Here is a 14042-nt window from a genome sequence, read left to right on the forward strand (position 1 = left end):
ATAGCAATAATATGAAGAAACTATTTTTATCAGCTGTTCTTATCATGGCAGCCTTGGCGACATTCGCCCAGAGCAGACCGAAACTTATAGTAGGAATCGTTGTAGACCAGATGCGTTGGGACTATCTCCACCGCTATTACGACCTCTATGGAGAAGGCGGATTCAAGCGGATCATGAACGAAGGCTTCGACTGTGAGAACACGATGATAAACTACATCCCAGCCATCACTGCCGTAGGACACACCTCTATATATACAGGTTCTGTACCGGCAATCCACGGCATACAGGGAAACTCATTTCTCATCAACGGCAAGTTCACCTATTGCACCGCCGATACCACAGTGGCTGGCGTAGGCACTAAGACAAAAGCCGGACAGATGTCGCCTCGCAACATGTTCTGCACCACTATCGGCGACGAGCTCAAGGTGGCAACGGATTTCAAGTCGCGTGTCATCGGGGTGGCGATAAAAGACCGTGCCGCCATCCTTCCCGCCGGTCATGCCGCTGACGCCGCCTACTGGATTGACGGCAAGCAGAGCAAGTTCGTGTCGAGCACATATTATATGAAGCAGCTTCCGGCATGGGTAGAGAAATACAACAAGACGGTGAGCAAATATACCGAAGACCAGATAAACCTCTCGCCAGCGGGAAACGAGGTGACGATGGATATGGCAAAGAACGTCATCACCAATGAGAAACTCGGACAGCAGGGCGAAACCGACATGATATGCATCAGCTTCTCGTCGACAGACAAGATAGGACACAAGTATGGTACCCACTGCCAGCTGATACAAGACCAGTTCGTTGACCTCGACAAGCGTCTTGCCGACTTCATGAAATATCTCGACACCACTATCGGCAAGGGAGAATATCTGCTCTTCCTGACTGCCGACCACGGAGCGGCAAACGGCATATTGATGAACCAGGAGCATGGCATCCCCTCCGGTGGTTTCTCTTACAAAAAGGAAATCAAGGAGCTGAACGCTTATTTCAGACAGAAATATGGTGTGGATGCAGACTTCACACGCTATATCATGGCATACAACGTGGCGCTCGACCATGACGCCATCGAGAAGGCAGGACTGGAGCTGAGCAATGTGAAGAAGGATGTCATCGACTATTTCATGAAGAAAGACTATGTGGCTTATGCCGTGGATATGGAGCATGTAGCTGATGCCACGGTGCCGCCATACATCAAGGAGAAGATGCTCAACGGCTACAATGCAAAGCGTAATGGCGATGTGCAGCTGATTCTGCAGCCGGGATGGTATGATGTGTATGGCGACAAGATAGAGGCAGGCACAACACACTCCGCATGGAATCCGTATGATGCCCACATCCCGTTCCTCATGATGGGGTGGGGAGTGAAGCATGGCAAGACAAACCATCCTACCTACATCACCGATATCGCCGCCACCATCTGCAACCTCGTGCATATCCAGATGCCAAACGGTTGTATCGGCAATGCCGTAGAGATGAAATAACCCCCCCAGGCCGTCCGAAAACGGCACTTTGAGGCATATCACAGTTGGCAGAGCCGCTATTGCGACTCCACCTGAGCCCATTTAAGGGCATATAAGTTTTCATCTTAAAAAATCAGTTTATGTTAAACAATTCGTCATAAGGGCTAAAAATTGCCGCTACGAGCATACTTAGAGCGTGTTTTTGATGGTATATGATTCCCCTAAATAAATTTATCGGAGTGCAGCAACAAGGGCTAGCACACCTCTGAGACTTATGGCACGACGAAGGTTGTAAGATAGGCAGAAGAGGCCCATCTCAGCACTGACTTTGGCAAAGCCTTTGAGTAAGAAATAGTATTGTCCAAGAGTTCGCTTCATGGTTCCGAAAGGATGCTCGGAGAGACATTTGCGATTGTCCATTTTATTCTGGTCAAGGTGAAGGACATAGCGTACGACTTTCTTCACTACCTTCGTTCTGGGAGGTTTCGGTTTGTCCTTGTTCTCTTCCTTGAGTTGCTTGCGCTTAGCTTCGGTAGCCTTTATCAATGTATCCTTATTAAAGTCGACCTCCTTGAACCTCTGGGCAGTACACTTGCATTTGCATTTCTTGCATGCCAGTTTGTTGCAGTAGCGTATCATGCCGTTTCGTTTGATTGACTTCTGTCTGAGGATTTCACCCTGCGGGCAATAGACAAGATTACGTTCGGCATCCCTTACAAAGTATCCTTCAAGAGCCTTGGCACGCATCTGCTCGGGAGTCATCTTCAGTACTGCGGAGTCAACAACATCGGTAGCGAATTCCTTGACCTCAGCAGTCTGTGCATCGGTCAGGATTCCTTCGTAAACATCAGGTATTACGCCTGCCTCCAAGCATGCTTTCAGGTCTTCCGGCTTTGTGCTTGCCTTCTGTTCATCGGTTATGGTTGCTTCGTTGTAGTCAAATTGGACTTGCTCCGTACATCCACCATCACGCTGGATGACGTTAGGTATGATACCATTTGCCAGTGCGTCAGCATGATCCTCAGGACACTCGTAGCCTTTGTCTGCAGTGGTTTCAAGAACTGGCACATCGTAATCAGCCTTTATCTCAGAAGCAACGTTGGTTATCTGACCGTGGTCAGTAGGGTTGTTGGTTACCTGAAAACCAGCTATCATGTGGCTCTCGGCATCAACAGCAGTCTGCACGTTGTAGCCTACACAGAAACCCTCGTTGGCTTTCATCAGTCGGGAATCGGTATCGGTAAGAGAAATCTGGCTTTCGCCACTCTCCTCAAGCTGATTTCGGTAGCCCTCGTAGCGTTCCTTGCGCTCCTTGCATACATCAAGTTTGCGCTGAATCTCATCCTTTGAGAGTTTGCGTCCTTCTTCATGGTCGTAAGCGTCAAGCTCCTCCATGTAGATGGAGATGTGTTCGTCAAGACGCTTGATTCGGTCATCGAGCTTGCTCAACGTAAGATTATTGTCCTTGGCATTTACAGCCTTGAACTTACTGCCGTCAATGGAGATGTACGACTTGGAAAAGAGCTTCAGTCCCATGCAAAACTTATTGAACTCCTTATATACTTTGGTGATAGCCTCCTTGTTATCCTTGCGGAAATCAGAGATGGTGCGGAAGTCTGGAGACAGTTTGCCGAGCAGCCACATAACCTCAACGTTACACTTGCACTCACGGGCAAGCTTGCGTGAGGAGCGAACCTGATAGAAGTAACCGTAGATGTATAGCTTGAGCAGATCGCGAGGATTGTAACCAGGAGTGCCGGTCTCAGCGGGTGTACTGCGGATAAATCCCAGTTCATCCATCTTGAGACGGTCAACGAATGCATCAAAGAGTCTTACGGGAGCGTCAGCCTCCACATACTCGTCAATGCAGTCTGGGAAAAGAACCCTCTGTCGCCTGTCAGAACCTTTCTTGTATGCCATATCTTATCGTCTTAATTTACTATAAAGGTACGAAAAATACTTGAGAATAAAGACGATTCTGAGTTAAACAACTATAACAAAACAAACAAAATCACACGACTGGTAACGAATCTAACCTACGTGGCTATAGTTTTCGGACAGTCTCCCCCCAAACGATCTAATGCCCCATTTGGGTGTAAGGGGAAAAGTCTGCTGGCGGTGACTTTTTGTGGAATGCCACATTTTAATGACCACTTTTTGTGTAGACAGAAATTTAATGACTATATTTGCATGACGTAAATATGCAATACTATAAATATAAATAAGAAAATGGCAAAGACAGACGAAAATATGGCGGCAGCACAGGAGGGCAAGTTGAAAGCCCTGCAGGCTGCCATGGCAAAGATAGAGAAAGACTTCGGAAAGGGGTCGATAATGAAGCTTGGCGACGAGAAGATAGAGAACGTGGAGGTTATACCTACGGGAAGTATCGCTCTGAATGCAGCCCTTGGCGTAGGCGGTTATCCTAAAGGACGAATAATCGAAATCTACGGTCCGGAAAGCAGTGGTAAGACTACCCTCGCCATCCATGCCATTGCCGAATGCCAGAAGGCCGGCGGCATTGCGGCTTTCATCGACGCAGAGCATGCCTTCGACCGCTTCTATGCCGAGAAACTCGGTGTGGACATCGACAACCTGTGGATTTCGCAGCCGGACAATGGCGAGCAGGCTCTTGAGATTGCCGACCAGCTTATCCGTTCTTCTGCAATCGACATCCTCGTGGTTGACTCCGTGGCTGCCTTGACTCCAAAGAAGGAGATAGAGGGCGATATGGGCGACAACAATGTGGGTCTGCAGGCACGACTGATGAGCCAGGCTCTCAGAAAGCTCACCTCTACCATCAGCAAGACAAACACCACCTGTATTTTCATCAACCAGTTGAGAGAGAAGATCGGCGTGATGTTCGGCAACCCTGAGACTACTACCGGTGGTAACGCCCTGAAGTTCTATGCCAGTGTGCGCCTCGACATCCGTCGCGTCACGGCAATCAAGGACGGTGACCAGGTTATCGGAAACATGACCCGTGTGAAGGTGGTGAAGAACAAGGTGGCTCCTCCATTCCGCAAGGCTGAGTTTGAGATAATGTTTGGTGAGGGCATCTCTAAGGTCGGCGAGATTCTCGATCTCGGTGTGGAATACGGCATCATACAGAAGAGCGGCTCTTGGTTCTCATACAATGGCAGCCGTCTGGCTCAGGGCCGCGATGCCAGCAAGGCTCTGCTCAGAGATAATCCTGAACTGTGTGATGAACTCGAGGCACAGATCATGGAGAAACTCAACGACAGGAAGGAATAAGCCCAACGGTTGAAAATGGTCTGATGACCGTTTGGGGGTGAGACCGGGTATAAAAAGACTGGAGATTATGTCAATTGATTATGGCATAATCTCCAGTCTTTTTGTCTTGGATAATATCTGGTTCGTTATTTCCTTATTTTCCTGTTCACCGTCCTTCCGTCGGCATACTGTATCTTCACGATGTTGATGCCGGGCTGGGGGGAGCTGATTTCCATACCGTTCATATTATAGTATGTGATGCTCGTTGGCAGTTCGCTGCTTGTGGTTTCCACGGCATCAATGCCGTCGGTCATTGATGTAATGTCGAGAGTGGCGCCGGCACCATTCTCCTCGTTTGCCACCACCTCCTGCACCAGACTGCTGTCGTATGCCTTCAGCGTATAGTGGTCGGATGGGATGAAATATTCCGCACTGCCAGATTTGCTCTGGAAGTCATTTGCGTTCAGGTTTCCCACTGTGGTGATGTTGTAGTCCTTCTTGCTTCCGCTTGTGGCGTAGTTCTTCCATGGTGTCTTTTTTGCGGCGGTGCTTATGAAGGCGTTGTTCTCCACATAGAGGTTCGACTTGTAGCCGTAGCCGATGCAGTAGTGGGCATTGGAGCTTGAGTAGAGGCAGTTCTGTATGTGCACCTGTCCGTATCTCACTCTCGGCATGCGCTCCGAGCATCCCTCGTCCCACCAGCAGTTGGCGAATGTGGTGCGCAGGTGTCCGTTGTCTTCAGAGCGGCTGTCGCTGTTTCCCCAGAGGTCACAGTTGCGGTGGTCGTCTGCACCGCCGCTGCCTCCTGCCCATGGCTCAATGAAATAGCGGAAGCGACACCATGTGACGCAGATATTGTCGGAACCGTTCACACAATCGAAGTTGCCGTCCACACCATCCTGGAAGTCACAGTGGTCCACCCAGATATATGTTGAACCGGCAATGGTGAGATTGTCGTTGCCGTCGATGTCGTAGGCTCCGGCGCTCTTGAAGGTGAGGTTGCGCAAGATGATGTTCTTGCATGATGAGAGTTGCAGGATGCCCGTCTCGCTCCCTTTCGACGAATGTTTGGGATTTACGAGAGCCGAACCTTTCATTCCGATGACCGTCTTGTTCTGTGCGCTTTTCACGCTGTTCAGTCCGGAGAACTCTATTTCGCCCTCTACATATATAATCTTCTTGTCGGTACCCTTCAGGGCGTTCATCAGTTCAGACTTGGTTCTCACCGTCACTTTCGTTCCGCCTTCTCCGCCGGTGACATTACCGCCGACTGTAGCCCATCCCAATGGGGCATTCTGGTCATAAGCCGACATGTTGTCTGTCCAATCGGCATTTGCCGAGACAGTGCCCATTGTCATCATCGTGGCAATAAGGAAGCGTGAGATAATGGATTTGTTCATCTTTTTGCAGTTTTGTTTTATTGATAGTTTGTTTTGTCGTTTGTCTTTATTTGTTGTCGCCGGTCTTCTTCAGCTCATCATCCATGTTGATGGCTTCAAGCAGCTTTATGGCGTCTACATACTGCGCTATGCCTTCTGCCACCTGTTTGGCGTCGTGCATGGCGAGCACTACGGTAGACGGACGGTTCACCACGTCGCCGCCGGCAAACACGCCCTTGCGTGTCGTCATTCCGTATGGCTTCTCTCGTGTGAGCACATATCCGCGGTCGTCCACGTCGATGCCGGTCGTCGTTGACACGATGCGGCTTGCCGGTGCCGATCCCACTGCCATTATCACGAGGTCTGCCTTCTCTGTGCGGCGCTCGCCGGCCTTGGTCTCTATCACCACCTCGTTCAGTGTGCCGTTGTCGTCGTGAATTTCCACGATGCTCGAATCCCAGTTGAACTTCACACCCTCTTCCACGGCCTCGTCGTATTCCGACCTCAGGGCGCTCATGTCGTTTATGGTGCGGTGGTAAACCACCTGCACGTCGCTTGCTCCCATGCGCACGGCAGTTCTGGCGGCATCCATCGCCGTGTTTCCACATCCGATCACGAACACCTTGTTGCCTTCCTTCACCACCACTTCGTCGCGGCTCAGGTTGCCCTCGTTGTAGAGGCTCACGCGGCGCAGGAACCATATCGCCTGGCGCACACCCTCAAGGTTGCATCCAGGTATATCCAGTTTCTTGGGCTTGCCCGTTCCTGTTCCCATGAATATGGCGTCGAATCCCATCTCGAACAGTTTGTCCACGTTGAGACCGTCTTTTCCTACGGTAGTATTGCAGTGGAACACCACTCCGAGTTCTTCAGTCTTCTTTATTTCCCGGCGCACGATATCCTTCGGCAGTCTGTATTCCGGAATTCCGAACATCAGCACTCCTCCCGGTTCCTGCTCCATCTCGAATATCTCCACGTTGAATCCCTGTCTCGCCAGGTCGCCGGCGATAGTCAGTCCGGCAGGTCCCGAACCGATTACCGCCACCTTTCCACGAGTCTTGGGCAGCAGTTTCTCTCTGATGAGTCCCATGTCTCCGTCGAAGTCGGCGATGAATCTCTCCAGTTTTCCCACGCGTATTCCCTTGCCCTTCTTGTTGAGCACGCAGTGTCCCTCGCATTGTTTCTCGTGGGGGCACACGCGTCCGCATACGGCAGGCAGGTTACTCTTGCTGTTTATTATGTCCATGGCGTTGCCGAGGTTACCCATCGACAGTTCATGAATCCAGTTTGGTATGTCGTGACTTATTGGGCATCCCTTTTTGCATTGTGGCACCTTGCAGTTCAGACAGCGCTTTGCCTCTTCTATGGCGTCATGCATGGTGTAGCCTTCATTCACTTCCTGGAATAATTTATTTTCCTGTTCCATCTTTTTTTTAAAATTCTTTTGAGCCGCAGCTTATCTTATGCAAAGATAACGCAAGGCGAATGCATAATGAAAAAAATGTATTTATTTCTTATGCTGAGGTGCAGCTTATCTTATGCAAAGATAACGCAAGGCGAATGCATAATGAAAAAAATGTATTTATTTCTTATGCTGAGGTGCAGCTTATCTTATGCAAAGATAACGCTTATTTCTCAAAGCGATGCATTTTATATGGATTATGTAATGATTTCATTTATAACAATAAAAATCGGGACAGCTGATTTTTCTGGTCGGTGGCAAGAGATAATTACATCCTAACATAATATATCGTTATATTATCTAATAAAGTGTCATTGTATCATTTTGTGTTTCACTTTAGGTATTATAGTGCATGCTGTCAATGAATTACGTTAATGATACTTTTCTGATTGTTTTACAGAAAAGTATCATTGAAGTATCATAGAAGTATCATCGGGATGCCTTGATGGAATGAATTTATATGTTTTTTGATACTGTCCGGTATTGCTTTTGCAAGCTATATAAGGTCAGACACTTCTCTGGTTTGCCATTTGTTTCGCAAAAAGTCAAACAGTCAAATCACAATCTTTGGCGAGGAGAACAAAAATACTATAATTGGGCACGGTGCTTGCCCAAGTGGGGCACGCTGCTTGCCCCTAATGAGTAACGTGCTTGCCCCTGGTGGGCAGAAAAGATGCCAGATGACTGTCCCGTAAGTTCATGTTGTAACATACCGAACCTTACCGCTGCAAAGATAACAAAGTGATGAATTATGTAATGATAACACCGCCATAACTACCTTTTTTAACATAGTTATGGCGGACTTATAAACGATAACACCGCCATAACTGTCCTTTTTTATATAGTTATGGCGGTACTATCGCTAATGCATTCAATCTTTCCACGCAAAGAATTTTTGGAAAAGTGTTGAAAAATGTATGGTTTTACTTTGGAAAAGTGTAGGAAAAGAGGCGTTTTTACCTTGGAAAAGTGTAGGAATTGCTCTGCTCCTGGAGTGGAAGGAAGGGGAGGGGAAGTAAAAAAATGATAATATTGCTCTCGTATACCAACATAAATAAGCTCCCACACCTCAACGGCTGCGGGAGTCTTTTTATCTCAAATCAGTTTGTTGTCGTTGTTCAGAATGTGGCGAACTTGCAGTTCGTCAGTTTCACGTCGGCGCCGGCTTCTATGTCCTTGTCCTTCTTGTTGTAGAAGAATGTGGAGTTGTCTATTGTTATGCCTTTCAGACAGCTGTAGCCAGGCAGTCCGTGGGCGCTGACGGCAGTTTCGCAACCGCGGCACACCACGTTGCTGATATGTATGTCGCTCCATTCCGGCACGAATTCTGCGTTTTGTGGAACAGTGACCTTGCCGTTGTCCTCTTTCACGCTGTATTTCTTGTCGGCATAAGTGCATTCAAAGATTATCGCCTCGCCCTTGATGTCAGTCATCACGATGTCGCTCACGTAGATGTTCTCCGTCTTTCCGCCTCTGCCGATGCCGCTCTTGAAGCGCAGTCCGGTATCGGTGCCTGAGAAGCGGTTCTTGCGCACCACGATGTTCTTCATGCCGTTTGAGAATTCCGATCCTATCACGAATCCTCCGTGTGCATGATATACCGTGTTGTTCTCTATCAGAATGTTCTCGCATGGTCCGTCGGGAGCAGCCTTCTTTCCTGCTCCACCCTTCATGCAGATACCGTCGTCGCCGGCATCGATGGTGTTGTTCACTATCAATACGTTCTTGCAGCAGCTGATGTCGAGGGCGTCACCGTTCTGTGCGTTCCATGGGCAGCGGATGGTCACTCCGTCCACCACCACGTTTGTGCATCGGGTAGGGATGAGGTGGAACTTTGGCGAATTCTGTATCGTCACTCCGCTCACCAGCACTCTGTCGCAGTCTGTCAGTCTTATGAGGTGTGTTCTCAAGCTCTCCTGTGCCTGTGGTGTGTCGGCGATGTTGCCGAAATGCTTCAGGTTGAACGGAAACCACAGTTTGCCGCCGTCGGTCTGTGTGCCGCCCATCTCGTTATACTGCTTCCATTCCACATCGCTCACCTTCGAACGCTTCACCGGGCGCCATACGGCACCGTTGCCGTCGATGATTCCCTCTCCGGTGATACTGATGTTCTTGCGCTTGCTGGCACTGATGAGCGGTGAGCATTTCTTGTCTCTCACTCCGTCTTTGGTCTTGAAATGCTGCGTGCGGTCTGGTGTGGCGAGAATTATGGCGTTCTTCTCGAGATGAAGGTCTATGTTGTCCTTCAGCGAGATAAGTCCGGTGAGCCATATTCCTTGCGGCACGATAAGGTGTCCGCCGCCTTTTTTGTCGAGATCCTTGATGGCCTTTTCAAAGGCTTCGGTGTTTAGCGTCAGTCCGTCGCCCACGGCTCCGAAATCCGTCAGGTTCACGCTGTAGTCTGGGATGGTTGCCAACACAGGCTGCTCCATCTTCACCGGCAGGTTCTGGTAGTATTTGCCATAATCGTTGGCAAACGCCGCGGTGAGGCTTGTCAGCATCGCCACGACAACCATAAGAGTCTTTTTCATTTCGTTTTGTTTCTTTGATTAGTTAGTAAAATCTCTTTCCTGATTCGTATTAACCCCAGCGGTCATCATGTCGTTTTAGTGTGTCATCTCATGACTGCTTGTGGCTAAAACCATTCGTTTGTGCTACAAAAGTACGTATTACAAGGATGTACCCCAAATCCCCTGTAGTATTTTAATTTAAATTATTGAAGTTTCGCAAGTTTTCAACCCAAATCGGTCGTTAGGGCTTGCCTGGATTTTGTTTTTTTAGAAGAGTGGATTTTGTTTGGCTTTTAATGAGTAATAGCGAGCTATTGCGAATTAAAAACGAGCAAAAGACACCTTATAAAAAGCAAAAGACTGCAAGCAGTCATTAACTAATTTTATAACGGCCTAATGGCCGTTTTGGGTTCAACACGCATGTATATCTTGCCCTTCTTCTTGGCTCGCCATGTGTATACCTCCTTTTCTCCTACCCAAATCTTCCATCAGTTTGATTTTCTTGAGGTAAAAATGTGTGATAAAGGTTATTTATGACTATATTTGCGTCTTGAAAAGAAAACACGATAAAAATAGTAAATATGAAAATAGATATTTCAGAATGCAAGGAGGAGTTCCTCCAGCTGCTTCGCTCCACGGAGCGAGAGGGAGTGGAAGACCTGATAGACAACCTGGAAGAGCAAGGCTTCTTCACCGCACCGGCATCCGCCGGCCATCATCTCAATGTGGAGGGAGGTCTTGTCAGACATTCTCTCAACACCTGCAAGGCGGCGCTCGCCATCTGGGAGGGGATGAAGACTCTGGAGCCATCGCTCGCCACCGAGGTGAAACGCGAAAGTATAATCATCGCTTCGCTCCTGCACGATGTTTGCAAGAGCGACATCTACAAGCGTTCGGTGAAGAAGCGCAAGAACGCACTCGGACAGTGGGAAGACACCGAGGGCTACAAGGTGACATACAAGAATTTCCCTATGGGGCACGGCGAGAAATCGCTCGTGATGATACTGCTCGGCGGCATCGACCTCTACGACGACGAGATGCTTGCCATACGCTGGCACATGGGAGCCTGGGGGCTCAACCAGAACAGTTTTGAAGACGTGAGAAGCTTCGATACCGCACAGAAGCTCTATCCCCTCGTGCCAATCATCCACGCTGCCGACGGTATGGCGGCAAACGTGATGGAGCGCACCGGAGAAGAAATCGACGACATGTAACCCCCCTTGCTTCTCCTGCAATAATCCAATACTAACCTGTTGATAAAAAACACTGATAATATGAAACATACACTATATACCACGGCTATCCTCGCCTGTATGGCGGCAGCGAATATGCCGGCAATGGTCTCAGCTTCCGACAATATGGCGGTTGAGACGGCAATGGCTCAAGAGAACACACAGCAGCATTTCCTCACCGATGCAGCCTATCGGCAAAAGGTGGAAGAGGATTTCCAGAAACGCAAAGCCATTATTGGCGGCAATTTCTGCAATGTGGCGAAACTCTCGGCCACTCAGGCAGAACTCGAGGCATTGCAGTTCCTCTATGCCTATATGCCGCTCGCCGACATCACCGACCATACCGTCGAATATTATCTCGCCAATGTGAGGGCGAGCAACAAGGCACGGCAGCAGATGGCATGGGGCAAGAATGTGCCCGAACTGCTGTTCCGCCACTTCGTGTTGCCGGTCAGGGTGAACAACGAGGAACTCGACGACGCACGCAGCGTGTTTTACGACGAACTGAAAGACCGCATCGCCGGACTGTCGATGCGGGACGCTATATTGGAGATAAACCACTGGTGTCATGAGAAGGTGACCTACCAACCCTCCGACCCACGCACCTCCTCACCACTCGCCACCGTGAGATCGGCCTATGGCAGATGCGGCGAGGAGAGCACCCTGCTCGTGGCAGCGCTCAGGGCGATGGGCATACCGGCACGACAGGTATACACGCCACGCTGGGCACATACCGACGACAACCACGCATGGGTGGAAGCATGGGCAGACGGCAAATGGTATTTCCTCGGAGCCTGCGAACCGGAACCGGTGCTCGATCTCGGATGGTTCAACGCTCCTGCATCCAGGGCCTTGCTGATGCACACCAGAGTGTTCGGATATTACGACGGACCGGAGGAGGTGTTCCTGCGCACTCCCTGCAACACGGAGATAAACCTCATCGGAAACTATGGCGAGACGGCAAACGTGGATTTCACCATCGTTGACGAGACCGGTGTGCCGGTTAGCGGAGCCCGTGTGGACTTCTGCATTTACAACTATGCCGAATACTGTCCGGTAGTGGCGAAATTCACCGACGCCGCCGGTCATACGAGTCTCACGGCAGGCAAGGGCGACATGATGGTGTGGGCGTCAAAAGACGGCAAGTATGGCTTCGCCAAAGTGGCGTTTGCCACAGACAAGGCGCTGCGCATCAGTCTCAGCCATAACGTGGCGGTGAGAGAACAGAGCGAGGCGACGGATTCGTTCGACATCGTGCCACCGCCAGAGAAAGCCAACGTGCCGTTCGTCTCGCCAGAGCAGAGGGCGGAGAACAACCGCCGCTTCGAATACGAAGACTCGCTGCGCCATGCCTATCTCGCCACATTCTATACACACGAGAGGGCTGTCGACGCCTTGAAGGGAAAGGTGGTGGGAGCCAGCGCCGAAGGACTGCAGCGACTGGCTACATTCCTCGAGAAATCGAGCGGCAACCATCAGGTGATTCTCGATTTCATCACCAAGAATGCCGTGTCGGCAGAGAAGACGCAGAGGGTGACAGACCTCCTCGCCACGCTCAGCGACAAAGACCTGCGCGACATCAGGATGACTATCCTCGACGACAGCTATGCCGCCGGCACACAGCTCTCGCCAAGAGTGGAGAACGAGATGATGACCCGTACGTTCAAGGCGGAATTCCGCTCGATGTTCTCCGACAAGGAAAAGCGGAAATTCCAGAAGAATCCTCTGGAACTCGTGAAATGGATAAAGAAGAACATCAGGATGAATCCCGACAAGAAGTCGCCGATGATAGCGCAGACTCCGATGGGGGCATACGATTATAAGATTACCGACAGGCGCTCGCGCAACATCCTCTTCGTGGACATGGCGCGCAGCTTCGACATCGAGGCACGTGTAGACCCCGTTACCGGCAAGACGCAATACAAGGCTGAAGGCAAGTGGGCGGACGTGAACTTCGAGAAGGTGGTGAAGCAGGTGGCGCCACAGGGCACTCTGATGCTCCGTTATGAGAAGAATGCCATCGTTGACGACCCTAAGTATTTCAGTCATTTCACCATCAGCCGCATCAATGCCAACGGCACCACATCGCTGCTCGAATATCCGGAAGAAGGCACCACCTGGGGCTCCACGTTCAAGGATGGCGTGAGTCTCGATGCCGGTCAGTATCTGCTCGTTACGGGTATGCGCCTCGCCAGCGGAGCCGTGAAGTCGGAGGCCAGGCTCTTCTCCGTGGAGGAGGGCAAGACCACTGATCTGGACCTGAAGATACGCACATCGCCGACCGACGTCTCCGTGATAGGGTCGTTCAATTCCGAAGCCAAGTTCCAGACGCTCGACGGCAGGGAAGTGACATTCCTCTCGCAGACGGGCAGAGGGTATTTCATCACCGGACTGATCGGCGTGGGACAGGAGCCTACCAACCATGCGCTGAAAGACATCGCCAAGGTGGCGGCGGAATTCGACAAGTGGGGCAGACCTCTCGTGCTGCTCTTCGAGGATGAGGCTGCCGCAAAGAAGTTCAATGCCAAGGAATTCCCCGGTCTGCCCAAGAACATCATCTTCGGTATAGATGCCGGCGGTGCCGTGCGTCAGGAAATATCCGAGAACATGAAACTCTCAAACAAGTCGCTCTCGCCAATCTTCTTCATCTCCGACACGTTCAACCGCGTGGTGTTCCTCAAGCAGGGATACACCATCTCGCTCGGCGAACAGATGGAGCAGGTGATAAGAACTCTGTGATAAAAAGTTTGATAAATAATCAA

The 14042-nt window shown here is 50.2% G+C and carries 8 protein-coding genes; 4 read left to right on the forward strand and 4 right to left on the reverse strand.

The window, feature by feature from the left end; genetic code table 11:
• The first annotated feature begins 11 nt into the window (after positions 1–11).
• Complete coding sequence (locus tag ACDC99_RS00520; protein ID WP_044065953.1) at positions 12–1484, forward strand: alkaline phosphatase family protein; 1473 nt, start codon at positions 12–14, stop codon at positions 1482–1484.
• A 210-nt stretch (positions 1485–1694) separates the two neighbouring features.
• Here ACDC99_RS00520 and ACDC99_RS00525 read toward each other — a convergent pair whose 3' ends face one another.
• Entirely contained in the window at positions 1695–3383 is a 1689-nt protein-coding gene (locus ACDC99_RS00525) for a transposase (protein WP_042517040.1), read from the reverse strand.
• Between the two features lie 309 nt (positions 3384–3692).
• On the opposite strand from ACDC99_RS00525, the gene recA reads away from it, so the two are divergent.
• Complete coding sequence (gene recA / locus ACDC99_RS00530; protein WP_022315813.1) at positions 3693–4718, forward strand: recombinase RecA; 1026 nt, start codon at positions 3693–3695, stop codon at positions 4716–4718.
• Between the two features lie 125 nt (positions 4719–4843).
• On the opposite strand, the gene ACDC99_RS00535 is transcribed toward recA, so the two are convergent.
• From ACDC99_RS00535 to ACDC99_RS00545, 3 genes are all read right to left on the reverse strand, one after another.
• A complete protein-coding gene (locus ACDC99_RS00535; RefSeq protein WP_044065956.1) occupies positions 4844–6097 on the reverse strand; it encodes a pectate lyase family protein in 1254 nt (417 codons plus the stop codon).
• 46 nt (positions 6098–6143) lie between these two features.
• Positions 6144–7502 (reverse strand): NAD(P)-dependent oxidoreductase, encoded by a 1359-nt coding sequence (locus tag ACDC99_RS00540; protein ID WP_022315811.1) that lies wholly within the window; start codon positions 7500–7502, stop codon positions 6144–6146.
• Between the two features lie 1154 nt (positions 7503–8656).
• Entirely contained in the window at positions 8657–10069 is a 1413-nt protein-coding gene (locus ACDC99_RS00545; RefSeq protein WP_370755334.1) for a glycoside hydrolase family 28 protein, read from the reverse strand.
• Positions 10070–10629: 560 nt separating this feature from the next.
• Here ACDC99_RS00545 and ACDC99_RS00550 point away from each other — a divergent pair.
• Positions 10630–11262 carry an HD family phosphohydrolase gene (locus ACDC99_RS00550; protein WP_044065960.1) on the forward strand — a complete coding sequence of 211 codons (633 nt, stop codon included), beginning with the start codon at positions 10630–10632 and terminating at the stop codon, positions 11260–11262.
• A 144-nt stretch (positions 11263–11406) separates the two neighbouring features.
• Positions 11407–14019 carry a transglutaminase-like domain-containing protein gene (locus ACDC99_RS00555; protein ID WP_370756890.1) on the forward strand — a complete coding sequence of 871 codons (2613 nt, stop codon included), beginning with the start codon at positions 11407–11409 and terminating at the stop codon, positions 14017–14019.
• The last annotated feature ends 23 nt before the right edge of the window (positions 14020–14042 follow it).

Source organism: Prevotella pectinovora, assembly GCF_041323955.1.
GTDB lineage: Bacteria > Bacteroidota > Bacteroidia > Bacteroidales > Bacteroidaceae > Prevotella > Prevotella pectinovora.

Bases quoted from the DNA above. Each gene is read 5' to 3' on its own strand.
- ACDC99_RS00520 (WP_044065953.1), top strand. From the start codon at position 12: ATGAAGAAACTATTTTTATCAGCTGTTCTTATCATGGCAGCCTTGGCG.
- ACDC99_RS00525 (WP_042517040.1), bottom strand. From the start codon at position 3,383: ATGGCATACAAGAAAGGTTCTGACAGGCGACAGAGGGTTCTTTTCCCA.
- recA (WP_022315813.1), top strand. From the start codon at position 3,693: ATGGCAAAGACAGACGAAAATATGGCGGCAGCACAGGAGGGCAAGTTG.
- ACDC99_RS00535 (WP_044065956.1), bottom strand. From the start codon at position 6,097: ATGAACAAATCCATTATCTCACGCTTCCTTATTGCCACGATGATGACA.
- ACDC99_RS00540 (WP_022315811.1), bottom strand. From the start codon at position 7,502: ATGGAACAGGAAAATAAATTATTCCAGGAAGTGAATGAAGGCTACACC.
- ACDC99_RS00545 (WP_370755334.1), bottom strand. From the start codon at position 10,069: ATGAAAAAGACTCTTATGGTTGTCGTGGCGATGCTGACAAGCCTCACC.
- ACDC99_RS00550 (WP_044065960.1), top strand. From the start codon at position 10,630: ATGAAAATAGATATTTCAGAATGCAAGGAGGAGTTCCTCCAGCTGCTT.
- ACDC99_RS00555 (WP_370756890.1), top strand. From the start codon at position 11,407: ATGGCGGTTGAGACGGCAATGGCTCAAGAGAACACACAGCAGCATTTC.